14 protein-coding genes and 3 rRNA genes are annotated in these 18,415 nt (G+C 58.4%); 2 read left to right on the top strand and 15 right to left on the bottom strand.

The window, feature by feature from the left end; translation table 11 throughout:
* Positions 1-317: 317 nt before the first annotated feature.
* From rrf to ACOYO3_RS08270, 7 genes are all read right to left on the bottom strand, one after another.
* Positions 318-434, bottom strand: a 5S ribosomal RNA gene (gene rrf / locus ACOYO3_RS08240).
* Between the two features lie 104 nt (positions 435-538).
* A 23S ribosomal RNA gene (locus ACOYO3_RS08245) occupies positions 539-3,621 on the bottom strand.
* A 215-nt stretch (positions 3,622-3,836) separates the two neighbouring features.
* Positions 3,837-5,361, bottom strand: a 16S ribosomal RNA gene (locus ACOYO3_RS08250).
* Together the 16S, 23S and 5S rRNA genes form the textbook arrangement of a ribosomal RNA operon.
* A gap of 281 nt (positions 5,362-5,642) precedes the next feature.
* Complete coding sequence (locus ACOYO3_RS08255) at positions 5,643-5,774, bottom strand: hypothetical protein (RefSeq protein WP_002530598.1); 132 nt, start codon at positions 5,772-5,774, stop codon at positions 5,643-5,645.
* Positions 5,775-5,972: 198 nt separating this feature from the next.
* Complete coding sequence (tyrS, locus tag ACOYO3_RS08260; protein ID WP_032500059.1) at positions 5,973-7,229, bottom strand: tyrosine--tRNA ligase; 1,257 nt, start codon at positions 7,227-7,229, stop codon at positions 5,973-5,975.
* Positions 7,230-7,312: 83 nt separating this feature from the next.
* Positions 7,313-7,861 carry an arginine repressor gene (locus tag ACOYO3_RS08265; protein ID WP_002516127.1) on the bottom strand — a complete coding sequence of 183 codons (549 nt, stop codon included), beginning with the start codon at positions 7,859-7,861 and terminating at the stop codon, positions 7,313-7,315.
* Positions 7,862-7,956: 95 nt separating this feature from the next.
* Positions 7,957-8,568, bottom strand: a complete 612-nt coding sequence (locus ACOYO3_RS08270; RefSeq protein WP_002516110.1) for a TetR family transcriptional regulator — start codon at positions 8,566-8,568, stop codon at positions 7,957-7,959.
* 12 nt (positions 8,569-8,580) lie between these two features.
* Here ACOYO3_RS08270 and bioB point away from each other — a divergent pair, with 12 nt between their 5' ends.
* Positions 8,581-9,747: a biotin synthase BioB gene (gene bioB, locus ACOYO3_RS08275; protein WP_002519341.1), complete on the top strand. Its 1,167-nt coding sequence runs from the start codon at positions 8,581-8,583 to the stop codon at positions 9,745-9,747.
* A 241-nt stretch (positions 9,748-9,988) separates the two neighbouring features.
* Here the strand turns inward: bioB and pheT are convergent, their stop codons facing one another.
* The 7 genes from pheT to ACOYO3_RS08310 all read right to left on the bottom strand — a co-directional run bounded on the left by pheT (position 9,989) and on the right by ACOYO3_RS08310 (position 16,777).
* Complete coding sequence (gene pheT, locus ACOYO3_RS08280; protein ID WP_002520204.1) at positions 9,989-12,508, bottom strand: phenylalanine--tRNA ligase subunit beta; 2,520 nt, start codon at positions 12,506-12,508, stop codon at positions 9,989-9,991.
* A complete protein-coding gene (gene pheS, locus ACOYO3_RS08285; RefSeq protein ID WP_002514219.1) occupies positions 12,505-13,614 on the bottom strand; it encodes a phenylalanine--tRNA ligase subunit alpha in 1,110 nt (369 codons plus the stop codon). The genes pheT and pheS overlap by 4 nt, the downstream gene beginning before the upstream one ends.
* A 122-nt stretch (positions 13,615-13,736) precedes the next feature.
* Positions 13,737-14,558 carry a TrmH family RNA methyltransferase gene (locus ACOYO3_RS08290; RefSeq protein WP_002518404.1) on the bottom strand — a complete coding sequence of 274 codons (822 nt, stop codon included), beginning with the start codon at positions 14,556-14,558 and terminating at the stop codon, positions 13,737-13,739.
* Between the two features lies 1 nt (position 14,559).
* Positions 14,560-14,931 (bottom strand): 50S ribosomal protein L20, encoded by a 372-nt coding sequence (gene rplT / locus ACOYO3_RS08295; protein WP_002518468.1) that lies wholly within the window; start codon positions 14,929-14,931, stop codon positions 14,560-14,562.
* Positions 14,932-15,034: 103 nt separating this feature from the next.
* Positions 15,035-15,241: a 50S ribosomal protein L35 gene (rpmI, locus tag ACOYO3_RS08300; protein ID WP_002514222.1), complete on the bottom strand. Its 207-nt coding sequence runs from the start codon at positions 15,239-15,241 to the stop codon at positions 15,035-15,037.
* 100 nt (positions 15,242-15,341) lie between these two features.
* Positions 15,342-15,983, bottom strand: a complete 642-nt coding sequence (gene infC / locus ACOYO3_RS08305) for a translation initiation factor IF-3 (protein WP_002514223.1) — start codon at positions 15,981-15,983, stop codon at positions 15,342-15,344.
* A 353-nt stretch (positions 15,984-16,336) separates the two neighbouring features.
* Positions 16,337-16,777 carry an SseB family protein gene (locus tag ACOYO3_RS08310; RefSeq protein ID WP_002520205.1) on the bottom strand — a complete coding sequence of 147 codons (441 nt, stop codon included), beginning with the start codon at positions 16,775-16,777 and terminating at the stop codon, positions 16,337-16,339.
* Between the two features lie 117 nt (positions 16,778-16,894).
* Between ACOYO3_RS08310 and ACOYO3_RS08315 the strand changes: the two genes are divergently transcribed.
* Positions 16,895-17,494, top strand: coding sequence for a hypothetical protein (locus ACOYO3_RS08315; protein ID WP_002518443.1), 600 nt, complete (start codon positions 16,895-16,897; stop codon positions 17,492-17,494).
* Between the two features lie 61 nt (positions 17,495-17,555).
* Here ACOYO3_RS08315 and hisG read toward each other — a convergent pair whose 3' ends face one another.
* Entirely contained in the window at positions 17,556-18,410 is an 855-nt protein-coding gene (gene hisG / locus ACOYO3_RS08320) for an ATP phosphoribosyltransferase (RefSeq protein WP_002518420.1), read from the bottom strand.
* Between the last annotated feature and the right edge of the window lie 5 nt (positions 18,411-18,415).

Genomic DNA, 18,415 nt, shown 5'->3' on the forward strand with positions numbered 1-18,415 from the left:
TCCGGCTGGTCGTAGTGCTAGCGCGCCGAGCAGTTAGTGTTGGTGTGGTGGTTTCAGTGAGTGTTAGGACACGCTAGCCATGCCTCCCACGTGGCATGGCTACATAATCTGGTGGTGTGGTGTCAGGCCACACTCGTATTCCCCTACACCCGGGCCTGGTTATGTCTAGCAATAATGCGACCTATAGTCTGGCTGGGGCCTGGGCGTGTGGGTATGCGTGTGTGGGTGTATCACCCCTCCAGCCAGTCTGGCTGGAGGGGTGATACACCCACACACGCATACTCCTTCCCCCTTGGGGGGAAGGAACAGTATAAGTATTCCGGCAGCGTCTTACTCTCCCACACGATCCCTCGTGCAGTACCATCAGCGTTGGAAGGCTTAACGACCGGGTTCGGAATGGGACCGGGTGTTTCCCTTCCACTATGGCCACCGGAAAACCTGATAAAACCATATCATTAATGTATGAACGGCGCCGCCCGTGAAGGGGCTGGGAGCCGTATAGTGGATACGAGTCACGCGCACACACGCGTATGGTGTTAATGAAAGTCCTCGGTCTATTAGTACCAGTCAGCTCCACACCTTACGATGCGTCCACGTCTGGCCTATCAACCCGATCATCTCTCGGGGACCTTACCAGGAACACTCCTGTGGGAACCCTTATCTTGAAGCGTGCTTCCCGCTTAGATGCTTTCAGCGGTTATCACAACCCGACGTAGCCAACCAGCCATGCTCTTGGCAGAACAACTGGCACACCAGAGGTCAGTCCGTCTCGGTCCTCTCGTACTAAAGACAGCCCTTCTCAAGATTCCTCCGCGCGCAGCGGATAGGGACCGAACTGTCTCACGACGTTCTGAACCCAGCTCGCGTGCCGCTTTAATGGGCGAACAGCCCAACCCTTGGGACCGACTCCAGCCCCAGGATGCGACGAGCCGACATCGAGGTGCCAAACCATGCCGTCGCTATGAGCGCTCGGGCAAGATCAGCCTGTTATCCCCGGGGTACCTTTTATCCGTTGAGTGACGGCGCATCCACAAGCCACCGTCAGATCACTAGTCCCGACTTTCGTCCCTGCTCGACCTGTCAGTCTCACAGTCAAGCCCCCTTGTGCACTTACACTCACCACCTGATTACCAACCAGGCTGAGGGAACCTTTGGGCGCCTCCGTTACCCTTTAGGAGGCGACCGCCCCAGTCAAACTACCCATCAGGCACTGTCCTTGAACCGGATCACGGTCCACAGTGAGATAACCAGAACAATCAGAGTGGTATTTCACCAACGACTCCACCACCACTAGCGTGGCCGCATCAACGTCTCCCACCTATCCTACACAAACCGTCCCAATCACCAATACCAAACTATAGTAAAGGTCCCGGGGTCTTTCCGTCCTGCTGCGCGTAACGAGCATCTTTACTCGTAATGCAATTTCACCGAGTTCATGGTGGAGACAGTAGGGAAATCGTTACTCCATTCGTGCAGGTCGGAACTTACCCGACAAGGAATTTCGCTACCTTAGGATGGTTATAGTTACCACCGCCGTTTACTGGGGCTTAAGTTCACCGCTACGCATACACTCACAGTTCCCCTTAACCTTCCAGCACCGGGCAGGAGTCAGTCCGTATACATCGTCTTACGACTTCGCACGGACCTGTGTTTTTGGTAAACAGTCGTTTCCCCCTGGACTCTGCGCCCCTCACCGCCACCACACCGCACGGGTGCACGACAGCTCAGGTCCCCCTTATCCCAAAGTTACGGGGGCATTTTGCCGAGTTCCTTCACCACGATTCACTCGATCGCCTCGGTATACTCTACCTATCCACCAGTGTCGGTTTAGGGTACGGGCGGACCCGCCACCTCGCTCACGAAGCTTTTCTCGACAGTACAGGATCACTCACTCACCCACAACCGTGGGCTCCCCATCATGCCTCAACCTTCACGCCCAGCGGATTTACCTACCAGACAGTCCACACACTTAGCCCCGGACAACCATCACCGGGGATGAGCTACCTCACTGCGTCCCTCCGCAGCTTGCCTACTACATGATCGGTTCACACACTCACCCACCCCAGAAGCATCAAAAACACTCCCAAGACAAGCTCACATGCTTAGCATCACACACCTCGACACGGACGGTGACAAGCCGGTACCAGAATATCAACTGGTTACCCATCGACTACGCCTGTCGGCCTCGCCTTAGGACCCGACTCACCCAGGGCAGACAAACTTGACCCTGGAACCCTTGGATAATCGGCGGACGGGATTCCCACCCGTCACACGCTACTCATGCCTGCATTCTCACTCGCATCAACTCCACCACACAGTCACCCGGCAGCTTCACCACTGACACGACGCTCCCCTACCCAACCACACAGGTTGCCACAGCTTCGGCGGATAACTTAAGCCCCGCTACATTATCGGCGCGGAATCACTTGACCAGTGAGCTATTACGCACTCTTTCAAGGATGGCTGCTTCCAAGCCAACCTCCTGGTTGTCTACGCAACTCCACATCCTTTCCCACTGAGTCACCACTTAGGGGCCTTAGCTGATGATCTGGGCTGTTTCCCTCTCGACGACGAAGCTTATCCCCCGCCGTCTCACTGCCACGCTACACTTGCCAGCATTCGGAGTTTGGCTGATTTCGGTAAGCCGATAAGCCCCCTAGACCATCCAGTGCTCTACCTCCAACAAGAACCACGCAACGCTGCACCTAAATGCATTTCGGGGAGAACCAGCTATCACGGTGTTTGATTGGCCTTTCACCCCTATCCACAACTCATCCCCTCCATTTTCAACTGAAGTGGGTTCGGACCTCCACGACGTCTTACCGACGCTTCATCCTGGCCATGGATAGATCACACCGCTTCGGGTCTAGAACACGCGACTCACGCCCTTATCGGACTCGCTTTCGCTACGACTCCCCCACCACGGGTTAACCTCGCCACGCATCACTAACTCGCAGGCTCATTCTTCAAAAGGCACGCCATCACCACACAGGCTCTGACGGCTTGCATGCGACCGGTTTCAGGAACTCTTTCACTCCCCTCCCGGGGTACTTTTCACCCTTCCCTCACGGTACTCATCCACTATCGGTCACCAAGGAGTATTTAGGCTTGACGGGTGGTCCCGCCAGATTCACGCGAAATTCCACGAGTTCCACGCTACTCGGGGCAACCCCACACCAGTGCCACGCTTACAGTTACAGGACTCTCACCCACTCCGGTACGCCTTCCCAGACGCTTCACCTTCACGCAACATTTCTCACTGGCCAATCCTGCGGCAGCAGAACCACAAGGCCCCCACAACCCCGCACATGCAACACCTGCCGGCTTGAACACACACACGGTTTAGCCTCCTCCGCTTTCGCTCGCCACTACTCACGGAATCACACTTGTTTTCTCTTCCTACGGGTACTAAGATGTTTCACTTCCCCGCGTTACCACCCACACCCCTATACATTCAGGGCAGGGCCACCGGACACTACTCCGGACATTCCAGGTTTCCCCATTCGGACATCCCCGGATCACAGCTCGCTCACCAACTCCCCAGGGCTTATCGCAGGTCACAACGTCCTTCATCGGCTCTTGGTGCCAAGGCATCCACCGATCGCACTACACAACTTTGCACAACACCACGTCGCACAAACACATACAACAATAAAGATACTCGCATCCACTATACAGTTCTCAACCACCACACGAACACCACATCACGCACACACGCACGCAACACAGCACCGCACAGGCCACCACACATGTGATACCCCACAACCCAACAGCATGCCCCCAACCCCACCCATCACAGGCAGGACGCCAACATTCCACTCACAAAAACTCCTTAGAAAGGAGGTGATCCAGCCGCACCTTCCGGTACGGCTACCTTGTTACGACTTAGTCCTAATCACCAGTCCCACCTTCGACGGCTCCCCCACAACGGTTAGGCCACCGGCTTCGGGTGTTACCAACTTTCATGACTTGACGGGCGGTGTGTACAAGCCCCGGGAACGTATTCACCGCAGCGTTGCTGATCTGCGATTACTAGCGACTCCGACTTCATGAGGTCGAGTTGCAGACCCCAATCCGAACTGAGACCGGCTTTCCGAGATTCGCTCACCCTCACAGGCTCGCCACTCTCTGTACCAGCCATTGTAGCATGCGTGAAGCCCTGGACATAAGGGGCATGATGACTTGACGTCATCCCCACCTTCCTCCGAGTTGACCCCGGCGGTCTCCACTGAGTCCCCACCATAACGTGCTGGCAACAGTGAACAAGGGTTGCGCTCGTTGCGGGACTTAACCCAACATCTCACGACACGAGCTGACGACAGCCATGCACCACCTGTGAACCGACCCCAAAAGAGGCACACCCATCTCTGAGCGCTCCCGATCCATGTCAAACCCAGGTAAGGTTCTACGCGTTGCATCGAATTAATCCGCATGCTCCGCCGCTTGTGCGGGGCCCCGTCAATTCCTTTGAGTTTTAGCCTTGCGGCCGTACTCCCCAGGCGGGGTACTTAAAGCGTTAGCTACGGCACGGAACCCGTGGAATGGACCCCACACCTAGTACCCACCGTTTACAGCGTGGACTACCAGGGTATCTAAGCCTGTTCGCTCCCCACGCTTTCGCTCCTCAGCGTCAGGAAAGGCCCAGAGAACCGCCTTCGCCACTGGTGTTCCTCCTGATATCTGCGCATTCCACCGCTCCACCAGGAATTCCATTCTCCCCTACCTTCCTCAAGTCAACCCGTATCGAAAGCACGCTCAGGGTTAAGCCCCAAGATTACACTTCCGACGCGATCAACCACCTACGAGCCCTTTACGCCCAATAAATCCGGACAACGCTCGCACCCTACGTATCACCGCGGCTGCTGGCACGTAGTTAGCCGGTGCTTCTTTACCCATTACCGTCACTCACGCTTCGTCACAGGCGAAAGCGGTTTACAACCCGAAGGCCGTCATCCCGCACGCGGCGTTGCTGCATCAGGCTTCCGCCCATTGTGCAATATTCCCCACTGCTGCCTCCCGTAGGAGTCTGGGCCGTATCTCAGTCCCAATGTGGCCGGTCACCCTCTCAGGCCGGCTACCCGTCAAAGCCTTGGTAAGCCACTACCCCACCAACAAGCTGATAAGCCGCGAGTCCATCCCCAACCGCCGAAACTTTCCAACCCCCACCATGCAGCAGGAGCTCCTATCCGGTATTAGCCCCAGTTTCCTGAAGTTATCCCAAAGTCAAGGGCAGGTTACTCACGTGTTACTCACCCGTTCGCCACTCGAGCACCCCACAAAAGCAGGGCCTTTCCGTTCGACTTGCATGTGTTAAGCACGCCGCCAGCGTTCGTCCTGAGCCAGGATCAAACTCTCCAATGAAAAAATATCACCCACCCACACACGCGCACACAGCACGCACACAGGCAACAGTGACACCACGAAGAATCCAATACACTAACCCCAAACACTGACCAAAAAAATTCAGTCACATGTCCAGAATCACAAAGGAATCATAAACAAATCCGACACATCCACAACAAACAGATGCATCAAAACTATTGACTATCAAAGACACACTGTTGAGTTCTCAAACATCACACCCACCACAACAATCCCCACACAAACCATGCAGAAACCATCACAAGGCGACCCGACCAACCCTACCACACCAACCCCGAAACCACAAAACCACGATCCCAGAACCAGCCAGCAGAACCAGCCAACCACACCACCACCAAAGCAGCAGCCCGGAAAACCATACCCGAACACTCCCCCGCCGTCAAACCCGACAAGAAAACATCCAAACACAGCCACCACCAAGAACCACACACGCAGCCCCCAACGGCCCGACACACACTACACACACCCCCACCACCAACACAAACCCACAAAACAGCCGAGGCGCTTGTCTGGCACGCATCTGCGGGTACACAAAATCGTCCGGGGACCGCCCAACTAGCGGCCCCCGGACGGATCATGATCAGGACAGGTCAGCGAGTCAGAGCACCCACAGTCTTCTTTCCACGGCGGACCAGGGCGACACGGCCACATAGGAAGTCGTCGTCAGTCAGACGCTGATCAGGATCGGCGACTTTAACATTGTTGAGGTAAGCCCCACCCTCGGCGACAGCACGCCTGCCCGCAGACTTGGTGTCAACCACACCAGCGGCAACCATCGCGCCAACCACTGTCGGGTACTCGCCACCTTCATGATGGGCGGCACCGAGCTCGTCAGACAGAGAGAGCACCGTCCGCTCATCGAGGTCGCGCAACTCGCCACGTCCGAAGATGGCCTGGGCTGCAGCCTCGGCAGCCTTGCGCTGCTCCACACCATGCACCAGATCGGTCAGGTCGTCCGCAAGGCAATGCTGAGCCGCTCTACGCCACGGTTCCTCCTCAGTCTTACGGGCAAGATCCTCAATCTCCTCCCGAGAACGAGGGCTAAAGATTTTGAGGTACTCAATGACCTTTGAGTCCTCCGCGTTGAGGAAGAATTGATGAAAGGCATAGGCGCTCGTCAACTCAGGATCCACCCATACCGTCCCAGACTCCGTCTTGCCGTACTTGGTACCGTCGGCCTTAGTAATCAACGGAGTCACCAACCCATGGACAACGTCACCGGTCGTCTTGCGAATGAACTCAGCACCGGCAGTGATGTTTCCCCACTGATCCTGAGCACCCGTTTGTAACGTACAGCCATAGCGTTTATGAAGTTCGTAGAAGTCCAGCGACTGCAACAGGACGTAGCTGAACTCCGTGTATGAGATACCGCTTTCTAGTCGTCGGGCAACGACGTCGCGGGCGAGCATACGGTTGACTGAGAAATGCTTGCCGACGTCGCGCAGCAAGTCTAGGGCTGTGTACTTAACCGTCCAGTCGTAATTATTGACGATCTGAGCAGTATTCCGGCCGTCAGTATCGACATACTTGCTCACCTGGTCCTTGATCGACTCCACCCACTCAGCAACGACTTCCCGATCGTTCATATGTCGCTCGCCGGTCATCTTAGGATCACCAATAAGACCGGTCGCCCCACCGACGAGGAGCAACGGCTTATGGCCGCGTTCCTGGAGGGCTCGCACCAGCATCAACTGGACAAGATGGCCAATATGGAGGCTTTTGGCGGTCGGATCAAAGCCCACATAGAAGGTGACGGGTCCTTGGGCGAGGTGAGCCTCCAACGCCTCACGGTCGGTGGAGTCAGCGACGAGGCCCCTCCACTCCAGGTCGTCCAACAGATCCGACACGTCATTTTCCTCTCGTCAACGACCTCGTGCGAAGCCGACTGACTATAAGTCTAGCGATGGGCCCGGCCAGACAGTCTGTGTGTTCACGCAAATTCCTCACGCACCGAGCGCGACAGGATCTCAGCCGGCACCCCCGTCACGGCCATTTGCGAAAAGGCATCCGCAAGTTCTCCTGCATCCACCCCAATAGCACATATCAACGCGATAGTGTCATCTCCAGCAATCGTCCCCAACACGATGTCCAGACCTGCCTTATCAATGGCCGATCCGTAATACTGGGCCGCACCTGGTGGCGTTTTCAGGACGACCAAGTACTCGTTGTTCCGTACCCCGGTACACAGTTCCTTGGTCATCCTTGCTAACTTGACCCACGCCGGCGATCCTGTCGTCACATCGGAGGGATGCTCGCCCTCGGGAATCGAATAACACGGGTTCCCAGCATGATCACGTCCACGCACAGCACCAATCTCAACCAAATCACGTGACAACGTGCCTTGAGAGGCCACAAAACCCTCAGAAGCAAGGATCTCCCCTAGCTCAGCTTGGGAGGAGATTCGTCCCTCCTCAATTAAGGCGCGAATCCGGGCATGCCGCGCCGTACGTGAGGTCGGTGCACACTGCCCCTCACTCATCGAACCCCCTCGGTTACGCCCATCAGGAGCGCCTACTAAACATTCACCTAGCTACATATATGTACCATGGTGAGCCATGGAATCCAGTTGCTAGTTCAAAGCAAAGAGACAAGACCGGCGACAAAAATGGCCAGGGCCAGGTCAAAATCGTCATCTTGTCTAGCCGGATCAATCTTGCCCACCACCCCGAGGTCATGCAACTGGGTACGGGTCTGCTCCTCCATCGTGTGGCCAAGCACCAAGTGCACCAAGGCCCGACAGACCGAATCCGCACGCTCGCGGCAGACCCCCTGACACTCCATAAATTGGCGCAACTTAACGGTTGGGTCGGTTTTCCCTAGTCCCACCGAGATCGTTGACGCAACGAGTTCAGCACCGTCACGGTGAGCAAGGAGAGTAGCCCTAAAACATCGCGCCCATTCGTCAACTCCGTCGGAAAGTTCGGCGTCCTGAGATGGCACCGTCGTTGGGCCTCCGTCAACCGCAAGAATTTCGTCGCTTACCGCAGCAAGCAAGCTCTGCTTATTAGCAACGTGCCAGTACAGCGCTCCCGCCTTCACTCCAAGACGCTCAGCCAGACGTCGCATGGACAGGTCTCCGAGCCCGTACGCGTCGAGAATCTCTACTCCTGCCCGAACAACGTCCGGCTTCGTCAGGCTCACGATGACTCCCTTGACGACGACACCATTTCCGGGGGTAGTCCACATTGGTGCTGCCTCATGGACTACATTGAATCCCGTTCAATCCTGAACGGCGTTCAGGACGTCTCCAGTCTCGGAAGGACCAGAGTATTGCTGAATCTAGCCGACATGACCGAACGCGGCCTGAGGGGGGAGTCCATTACCCGCGAGGAGGCCCTCGAGATTCTTCGCAGCAGTGATGATGAGCTCATGTCAATCATCGCCGCCGCCGGAAAAGTGCGTCGCCACTTTTTCGATAACCGGGTTCGCCTCAACTACCTGGTCAACCTCAAGTCCGGCCTGTGTCCCGAAGACTGCTCCTATTGCTCGCAGCGTCTGGGATCGCGTGCCGAGATCACGAAATACTCCTGGGCCGATCCGCAGAAGGTACACGACGCCGTCGAGGCTGGGATTGCCGGTGGTGCACGTCGCGTCTGCATGGTGGCCTCCGGTCATGGTCCATCTCGGCGAGACGTCGAGCGCGTCAATGGCATGGTACGTTCCCTCAAAGCCGACCACCCCGACGTTGAGGTTTGTGTCTGTTTGGGGTTTGTCGACGACGAGAAGGCCGCTTCCATCAAGGAGGCGGGCGCCGACGCCTACAACCACAATGCCAATACCGCTCGCTCTCATTACGGCAAGATCTGCAGTACCCACTCCTACGAGGACAGGATGGATACCGTCGAAGTCCTCAAGCGCAATGGTCTGTCGCCCTGCTCCGGAGTTATTGCCGGCATGGGCGAGACCGACGAGGAATTCGTCGATGTTATCTTCGACCTGCGCAAGCATGGGGTCGATTCGGTGCCGGTGAATTTCTTGCTCCCCTTCGAGGGCACTCCGCTGGCCGGTGGAGCCCAGCACATCACCCCACAGTGGTGCCTCAAGCGTCTAGCCATGGTGCGCTTTGCTCACCCCGACTCCGAGGTGCGCGCCGCTGCCGGGCGTGAGCAACACATCCGTACCATGCAGCCGCTAGCCCTTGAGGTCGTCAACTCGATCTTCCTGGGGGACTACCTCACCAGTGAAGGGGCTGCCGGCGCCGCCGACCTGCAGATGATCGAGGATGGTGGATTCATTCCGGAGGGGGCCGACGGTCAACCGATGGTTCACACCGACGTCAATTCGCATCATTCAGCAAACCTGCCCGTCAACGCGGTCCCGATCCGTCATCGCGGCATCGGAACCGAAGTTCCGGCGAACGCCTAACTACTCGAGTCACATCGTGGGGTGGAAGCGATGGCGTCGTCTCCACCCCACATACATCAGTTGTGCTGGGAGTCCGCCGTCGTCACAGACTCCGGCGGCGGGCGGAAACCAGGACGCCTGAGCGTCCAAAACCCGTCCCTGCCTCATAATCGATCAAGCTGCGCGACTCACCGGAGGTCTGTGTCCCGAACTCACCTCGGCTCGCGAAGGCCTCGCACGATCCTCGACGACATTGGCAGCGTCAGGACCTCAACTGGGCACCGCAGGTTTCCTCAGCCCGCGCCACCGCAGCGTCACGAGTCTCGAGGGCCTCAGAGTCGGTCAAGGTTCGGTCAGCTCCCCTCAGCCGCAGGTTGAAAGCCAACGACTTGCGGTTATCACCCACCTGCTCGCCCTCGTAGACGTCGAAAAGCTCGACGGACTCAAGCAACGGTCCCGCTCCCTCGATGAGAGCCTGCCGAACATCCTCTGCAGCAACAGACTTATCAACGACCAGGGCAACGTCCTCCTTGGCGACCGGGAAGCTTGAAATAGCCATGACCTCACCACCGCGCGGAGCCGCAGCTACCAAAGCATCTAGATTGAACTCGACCGCACAGGTGCGCTGAGGCAGACCAGCCTTCGACACTACTGTGGGGTGCAACTCACCAGCATGGCCAATGACCTTCCCATCGACGATGAGAGCCGCACAACGACCGGGATGCCATGGAGCCTGACGGTCAGCCTTGCGCACCAGCCTCACGCCAAGAGCATCAGCAGCCTTCTGGGCGACCAGCACAGCGTGTCGCCAGTCAGCCTTGACCGACTCTCCATCCCAGCGATCGGGCAGCCAGCTGCCACAGATCACGGCCGCGAGCATGCGCGGCTGGGCTGGCAAGGCGGCGTCGATCTCGGCAAGGACTTCATCGGAGGGGCGCTCGTCGACACCGGGACGCGGTGCCGCAGCCGGAGTGACGGCGCGGAATACAGTTCCGCTTTCGAACACTGCAAGATCATCCTGAGATCGCGACATATTCGTCGTTACTGCATGGAATAGACCAGGCAACAACGTAGTGCGTAGGTAGGGGCGAGTATCGTCAAGCGGATTGGCAAGTTTGACAGTTGCGTGACGCGTGTCATCACCGCTAATGCCGAGAACGTCGAGATCCTTATCCCCGATGAATGGCAAGGTGATGAGCTCGACGAACCCAGCCTCGACAACTGAACGCAGCACCCGACGACGACCCCGCTGAGCCTTCGTCAGACCGCTAGCACCCAAGCTCGGGGGCAGAACAGCCTTGATGCGATCAAACCCAATCTTGCGGCCGATCTCCTCAACATAGTCGTAGGCATCGACAAGGTCAGGACGCCAAGTCGGGGCAACAAGGTGAAGGGAGTCCCCCAATGCGGTCACCTTAACCCCAGAACGCGTCAAGATCTCGATGACCTCTTCAGTTGGCACCTTCGTGCCGAGAATCCGGTTAGGTAAATCAGCGTTGATCGTTTGACGTGGCATCTCGGGGACCTCACCAACGACGGTGGGCTCACCGACGGTGGCACCGCCGTACTGGGCGAGCAATTCCGCTGCGCGAACGGCTGCGGTATGGGCGCAAATCGGATCAACGCCCCGCTCAAAGCGGCGGGAGGCCTCCGAACCGAGCTTGTGGCGTCGGTAAGCACGAGCGACCGTCATCGGGTCGAAGTGAGCGCCCTCGAGGATGATTGACGTCGTCTCAGCAGTCACTTCGGTGGCCGCACCACCCATGACGCCAGCCAGGCCAATGGCTCCCGAGTCGTCGGCGATGACTAGATCGTCAGGATCGAGGGTGCGATCGGTGTCGTCGAGGGTCAATAGATGCTCACCCTCGTGGGCCTTACGGACCACAATCGTCCCGCTGACGTTGTCGGCATCATAGGCATGAAGCGGCTGACCAGACTCCAACATGACGTAGTTGGTAACGTCGACAACCAGATTAATCGGACGCATCCCGGCACGGGTGATACGGTCGGTGATGAACCGGGGCGTTGGAGCGCCGAGGTTCATACCACTGACCGGCAGAGCGATGAACTGGCTGCAGGCGTCAGATTGGACGTCCACAGCAACGGGACCCAGCACCGGACCGATGGGCTCCTCGTCGTAAGGATCGCGAAAGTGTACCGACATGGCGTGCGCCACCTCGCGGGCGATGCCGCGCATCGACATGCAGTAGCCGATATCTGGAGTGACGTCAACATCCAGGACCTCTTCGGGGACCCCGAGAATCGGCAAGGCGTCCTCGCCGGGAACGAGCTGGTGACCCTCCACCGATGGTGGCAGGGTGATGATGCCGGCGTCGTCGACACCGATACCCAACTCGTCGGAGGCACACAGCATGCCGTCAGACATGTGGCCGTACGTCTTTCGGGCACTAATGGCGAATCCGCCGGGGAGCACGGCGCCAGGCAGAGAGACGACAACCCAGGCTCCCTCGACGGCATTGGGAGCGCCACAGATGATGCCGCGGCCCTCGACCCCCTCCTCAATGTTCTTAGGATGTCCCTCTGCGTTATAGCGGGGGCCAACGTCAACCCGGCACCAGTTAATGACCTTGCCGTTCTTCTGCGGTTCGGGAACCGAAGAAAGAATGTGTCCGATCACGATCGGGCCGGTCAGCTCCCCACCAACGACCTCGACCTTCTCAACGGTCGCTGTGTGGTTGGTCAGCGCCTTGGCCACCTTGTCAGTAGTGGTGCCGTCTGGCAGATTAACCATGGCCTGCAGCCATGACATAGGAACCTTCATCGTGCTCCTCCCCTCAGTGAGCGGCTGAATCGAACGTCACCCTCGACGAAGTCGCGCAGGTCGGGGGCATTGTTGCGGAACATCACCGTGCGATCGATGCCCATGCCAAAGGCGAAGCCGGAGTAGACGTCCGTGTCGATACCGCAGGCAATAAGTACCCGTGGGTTGACGACCCCGCAGCCGCCCCACTCGATCCACCCCTCGGAACGGCAGGTGCGGCACGGACGATCAGGGTTGCCAACCGAGGCCCCATGACAGACGAAACATTCCAGGTCGACCTCAGCGCTGGGCTCGGTGAAGGGGAAGTAGTGTGGACGGAAACGGGTGCGCACGGCACCGAACATGGCGCGGGCAAAAGCGTCGACGGTGCCCTTGAGGTGACCCATGGTGATGCCCTTGTCGACGCACAATCCCTCGACTTGATGGAAGACTGGAAGGTGAGTGGCATCGTACTCATCGGCACGGAAAACCTTGCCCGGGCTGATAATGCGCACCGGAGGTTGCTGCTTAAGCAAGGTGTGGATCTGCACCGGACTGGTAGCTGTGCGCATGCACTTACCGTCATCAACCGGGTCGAGCCACAGCGTGTCCTGCAAGGCACGAGCCGGGTGATCAGTGCCAAGGTTCAGAGCGTCGAAGTTGAACCACTCGGATTCAGCTTCGGGACCCTCAGCAACTTCCCAACCCATAGCAGTGAACACGTCGCAGACGTTGTCAATAAGAGCCGTGATCGGGTGCGGAGCACCTTGAGGCGAAGTAACAACCGGTAACGTAACGTCGGTGGTTTCCGCTGCGAGTCGAGCCTCAAGCTCAGCCTCGGCAAGTTCCTGTTGGCGAGCCTTTAAGGCCTGATTCACCCGCCCTCGAGCCTGCCCAATGCGCTTACCGGCATCCTTGCGGGCAGCAGGCGGCAGCGCACCAATCTCGCGGTTGGCCAGAGCCAGCGCAGACCGGTCACCGGTATGAGTGATACGCACCTGCTTAAGCTCAGCAGTAGTAGAAGCCCGGGCAATCGCCTCCAAGGCCTCGGCCACCCGGGCCTCGACCTGATCGGCGTCCAGGGCGCTTACCTGGACCGGGTCATAATTCGTGTTGGGGCCACTCATGGGCCTTCCCCCTGATGGGTTGACGTTGGACAACGCGCGTGTTCCGGACACACGTGTACGACTAATGGACATAAGTCTAGTGGCGTCGACGCCGTCAACAATGGCCGGGCGCCCTACACTCTTCAGGCTCGCTGTTCACTTGCTGTGGCGTACAGCACTACTGCGGCTGCGGTTGAGAGGTTGAGAGACTCGGCGGCCCCCCACATCGGGACCCCCACGATCTCATCAGCTAAAGCTCGATCGGCCTCAGGAAGGCCCCACGCCTCATTACCCATCAACCATGCAATAGGCCGCTTGAGGCATCCTGACCGAGCAACGACGTCAAGGCTATGGCCTCCCCCGTCAGCCGCCAATACCGACATCTGGTGTTGATGGGCCCACTCAACCGCATCGGCCAGCTCGACACCGACAACGACGGGCAAGTGAAAGATCGACCCGACCGAAGAGCGAACCGTCTTGGGGTTATGTGGATCAACCGATCCCCGCGTCAAGATGACGCAATCGGCGCCAAACGCGTCGGCGCAGCGGATGACCGTTCCGGCATTTCCGGGATCGCGCACTTGAGCGCAGATGACGGCGAGACGAACAGCTTCGTCAGGCAGCTCACGACGCGTAACCTGCCGACATACCGCGAAGATCCCCTGACTGGTGACGGTATCAGAAAGCGCATTGACATCCTCGTCAGTGAGCACCACGACCCGAACGCCACGACATGTAGCCACCTCGACATGCTCAGCATCGCGAGCTGGGTCCGAGGTTGCCAACAAATTGACTTTACCCGGCCATGCTAGGGCTTCACGAACTGCCTGCGCACCTTCTACCAAGAACAGCCCGGACTCATCGCGTCCGCGCCGAGATGAAAGACGACGGGCCGAACGCAATGACCCCTTCGAGATGCGATCCCATCCCAAATAGTCGTCGTTCGGCCCGCCAGTCATGGCCATCTCAGGCAGCAGCGTTCTGCGGCTGGCTAGCCTTAGCGACCTCGACCAGGCTGTTAAAGGCGTTAATGTCGGAGACGGCAAGCTCAGCGAGCATCTTGCGGTCGACCTCGACGCCAGCGTTCTTCAGACCGTTGATGAAACGGTTGTAGGTCATGCCCTGGGCACGGGAAGCAGCATTGATGCGCTGGATCCACAGCGAGCGGAAGTCGCCCTTCTTAGCACGACGGTCACGGAACGAATAAGTGGCCGAATGGAGGGTCTGCTCCTTGGCCTTGCGGTACAGGCGCGAGCGCTGACCACGGTAACCGGAGGCCTGATCGAGGACCTCACGACGCTTCTTCTTGGCATTCACAGAACGCTTCACGCGTGCCATAGTGATTCTCCTTGGATCTCCCGGGGTCAATCCCGGGTTGGTTCGAGGCGGGTATCGCCCAACGGATTTGGGGGGACGTCGTCAGCCGCGACGTCGGCTGTCATCAACGGCCAGGATGACCAGCGAGCAGCTTCTTAACCTTGGCAGCCTCGCCCTTGGACAGCACGGTCTCCCCGGTCAGACGGCGAGTAACGCGCGAGGACTTGTGCTCGTTGAGGTGGCGTTTGCCGGCCTTGCGAGCGGTGACCTTGCCCGAGCCGGTCACCTTGAAACGCTTCTTCGTCCCGGAGTGGCTCTTCATCTTGGGCATGGATAGCTCCATTCGTTCATGTATGGCGTCCCGCGAACCGGAGGGAAGGTCCCGGGCTGGCTCACCGGCGAAAACCGGATCGCCAGGTTCTGAGCAACGCTCAGAGGTCAATGTCAGGATCCATATTGTCGGCCGGACCCTTCTTCTTCTTTTTCTTCGCAGTGCCTGCAGCAGCCCGCTGCGCAGCCTCGTAGGCCTTATCAGCCTCAGCAGCCTCGGCACGCTCAGCGGCGCGACGGTCACGCTCAGCCTTCTGATCCGCCTTGGCCTGGTTCTTCTTACGAGTCGGAGCCAGGATCATGAGCATGTTGCGGCCTTCCTGTTTGGGAGGAGACTCGACGGTCGCGTACTCAGTCAGATCATCGGCAAGACGACGCAGCAGGTTGACCCCGAGCTCCGGTCGAGACTGCTCACGACCACGGAACATAATCGTGATCTTGACCTTGTCCCCGGCCTTGAGGAAGCGCAGAACGTGGCCCTTCTTGGTCTCATAGTCGTGGTCATCAATCTTCGGACGAAGCTTCATCTCCTTAATGATGGAGTTCGCCTGGTTGCGTCGTGACTCCCGGGCCTTTTGGGCCGCCTCGTACTTGAACTTGCCGTAGTCCATGAGCTTGACGACAGGGGGCCGGGCCTGCGGAGCCACCTCGACGAGGTCGAGGTCCTGCTCGCGGGCAAGTTGCAATGCCTGCTCGACCCTGACGATGCCGACCTGTTCGCCATTAGGGCCGACCAGGCGCACCTCGGGAACGCGAATCCGCTCGTTGATGCGGGGTTCAGTACTGATGGGGTCCTCCCGGATGTCTGTTCTCTTAGATCGTGGCGCATAACTGCGCCTCCACGATCCGGATACAAAATAAGGCCCTCGCGAATGCGCGAAGACCTGACACGTGGGATGTACACACATCCCGCCAAGCCGATGAAACTCATCAGCATAACCCGGCGAACGGAATCCGCCTAGGTGGGAGGTCAGGCCCCCGCTTACGCAAGACCAGTTTTGCCCTGATCGCTTCGCTCATGGTACGGCAAGAGATGACATCGCCACAAATCGGGGCTAAACGTAGCGAGAGGACGACACCGGCGAAACTGACAGGGTCATCCCAACCCCCCGCTGCGCGCCCATCCCCAACCATCATCGAGTTTCACGAGTCGCCCGCCATCCTCGATTGGCTTGAGGACATCAGTCCCGATGACGAGGGGCGCTGGACCAGCCACGTCAATAAGAAGGGCATCAGCCGCCACCTCGGTCACTGTGGCCGCAAGATCTGGGAGACGGCCCGGTACCGGACGAGCCCGCGAGTCCCACGCTGTGAGGGAGTCAATCCCGGTGAATGCCAACAGAGCGGTGTTTCCTAACTTGTTAGTGAGCTTCACAGCACCGATTTCCCCCTCCTCATCTGCCATCACCGGCATGAATAGGCGTACTCCTGCGCACAACGTGGACACTGCTTCAAGGTAGGACTGTCGGTAAACCTCCGGATCGTCAGTAAGACAAGTGGCCAGGACGGCGCGAGCTCGGGGATCGGCGTCTCCCATGTCGCCGCCGGTCGGAGATAGTGGAACAGACACCTGCAGAACACTAGTTGACAGTCAACGCCAGAATCAGCGAGTCCCAGAACGCAAGTACGCCCCTGGATGTGGAACAGTGGAGGTATGAGCGAACCGACCGTCGTTGCCGTCGTCACCATTGTGCTGATCGTCCTACCGCTGCTGTGGGCCCTGTCGGGGTGGTTTTCCCGCCGCTCCTCACGCGCCATGCTTCGCGGAGTGGGTCTAGCTCTCATTCCTGTTGGTCTGGTACTAACTGGCCTGATGCGCCTTCTCGTCCGGGCGATCCGCCTCGTCGTGGATTGGTTCGCCGGTACGGTCATGACGACGACCATTTGGATCGGCATCATCGTCATCGCTGTGGGCCTCGTTACCTGGTTTGTGTCTGGGATCATGCCACCGGTCGATCGCGAGACTGGACGTCAGCGTCGTCAAGACCATGCTGCCCGTAAGCAGGCGCGCGGCGACTCGCAAACCAAGGGTCCTCGCTCTACAAAGACCCCGGACCACAATCCCACAGGTAATAATGCCCCGACAACCGGTACGGCCCCGTCACAAGGTGCCTCAAAAGCTCAGCAGACCCCAACCGACGCGCCGGTGGCCACGTCAGGGCCTGCTTCCAGCCCGAAGCCCACGATCTCGACTGCCGATAAGGACGAAGACGCCGAACTCGAGGAGATCTTGCGCAAGCGCGGGATTGAGTAATCCCTCGTTCACAGACACTCCTGTCCCGGAGTTCAGAACCCGATCACTTCCTGATATCCGACTACAGGCGACATGCAGATAACTCGGTTGACAAAATCGCTCGAGCGCCAGCGTCCCACAATTGGTCCATAAGGCCTTGCACTACTGTACGCGGCACCATAGCTCGCACGGCATACCAGCCGTCCTTGGACAACGGCGACACTGTGGGAGCCTCGAGCCCCGGCGTCAGGGCGGTAGCGGCATCAAGAGCTTCAGCGGAAACATCGTAGTCGACCATGACGTAGGTACGAGCGACCTGCACGCCGTCAATACGACGCATAAAGTGATCAAACGTCGTACTACCAGCGAAGTCTCGACGTTGAACCAGCACAGCCTCAGACTCCAAAATGACGTCACCAAAAATCTCGAGGCCAGCCCTGCGCAGGGTTGTCCCAGTCTCGACGACGTCAGCAATTGCATCGGCAACTCCGAGGCGGATCGACGACTCAACTGCACCGTCTAAGTGAATGAGGTGAGCATCAATCCCCCGCTCCGTCAGAAAAGCGCTCAACAGGCCGGGGTAAGAGGTAGCGATCCGCTTTCCCGCCAGCCCTTCGATAGTGTTTTGGGGACTCTTAGGAGCGGCAAAACGAAAGCGGGAATGACCAAACCCCAGCCCTTTGATCTCGGTGGCATCAGCATTGGAATCAAGTAAGAGATCCCGTCCGGTAATACCAATATCGAGGGTCCCCTCCCCCACATACACCGCGATATCGCGAGGCCTCAGATAGAAGAACTCCACCCCGTTCTCCTCATCGACCAGGGTGAGATCCTTGTGATCTGTGCGTTGGCGGTAGCCAGCCTCGGCGAGCAGGGAGGACGCTGCCTCTGAAAGAGCACCCTTATTCGGCACAGCAATGCGAAGCAAGTCGGACATGAAGT

The organism is Cutibacterium sp. KBN10P07758, assembly GCF_050286205.1.
GTDB lineage: Bacteria > Actinomycetota > Actinomycetes > Propionibacteriales > Propionibacteriaceae > Cutibacterium > Cutibacterium acnes.

Excerpts from the sequence above, each read along its gene's own strand:
- rpmI (WP_002514222.1), bottom strand. The coding sequence starts at position 15,241 with ATGCCCAAGATGAAGAGCCACTCCGGGACGAAGAAGCGTTTCAAGGTG.
- ACOYO3_RS08270 (WP_002516110.1), bottom strand. The coding sequence starts at position 8,568 with ATGTGGACTACCCCCGGAAATGGTGTCGTCGTCAAGGGAGTCATCGTG.
- pheT (WP_002520204.1), bottom strand. The coding sequence starts at position 12,508 with ATGAAGGTTCCTATGTCATGGCTGCAGGCCATGGTTAATCTGCCAGAC.
- ACOYO3_RS08315 (WP_002518443.1), top strand. The coding sequence starts at position 16,895 with ATGAGCGAACCGACCGTCGTTGCCGTCGTCACCATTGTGCTGATCGTC.
- hisG (WP_002518420.1), bottom strand. The coding sequence starts at position 18,410 with ATGTCCGACTTGCTTCGCATTGCTGTGCCGAATAAGGGTGCTCTTTCA.
- ACOYO3_RS08290 (WP_002518404.1), bottom strand. The coding sequence starts at position 14,558 with ATGGCCATGACTGGCGGGCCGAACGACGACTATTTGGGATGGGATCGC.
- bioB (WP_002519341.1), top strand. The coding sequence starts at position 8,581 with ATGGACTACATTGAATCCCGTTCAATCCTGAACGGCGTTCAGGACGTC.
- pheS (WP_002514219.1), bottom strand. The coding sequence starts at position 13,614 with ATGAGTGGCCCCAACACGAATTATGACCCGGTCCAGGTAAGCGCCCTG.
- ACOYO3_RS08265 (WP_002516127.1), bottom strand. The coding sequence starts at position 7,861 with ATGAGTGAGGGGCAGTGTGCACCGACCTCACGTACGGCGCGGCATGCC.
- rplT (WP_002518468.1), bottom strand. The coding sequence starts at position 14,931 with ATGGCACGCGTGAAGCGTTCTGTGAATGCCAAGAAGAAGCGTCGTGAG.
- ACOYO3_RS08310 (WP_002520205.1), bottom strand. The coding sequence starts at position 16,777 with ATGGGAGACGCCGATCCCCGAGCTCGCGCCGTCCTGGCCACTTGTCTT.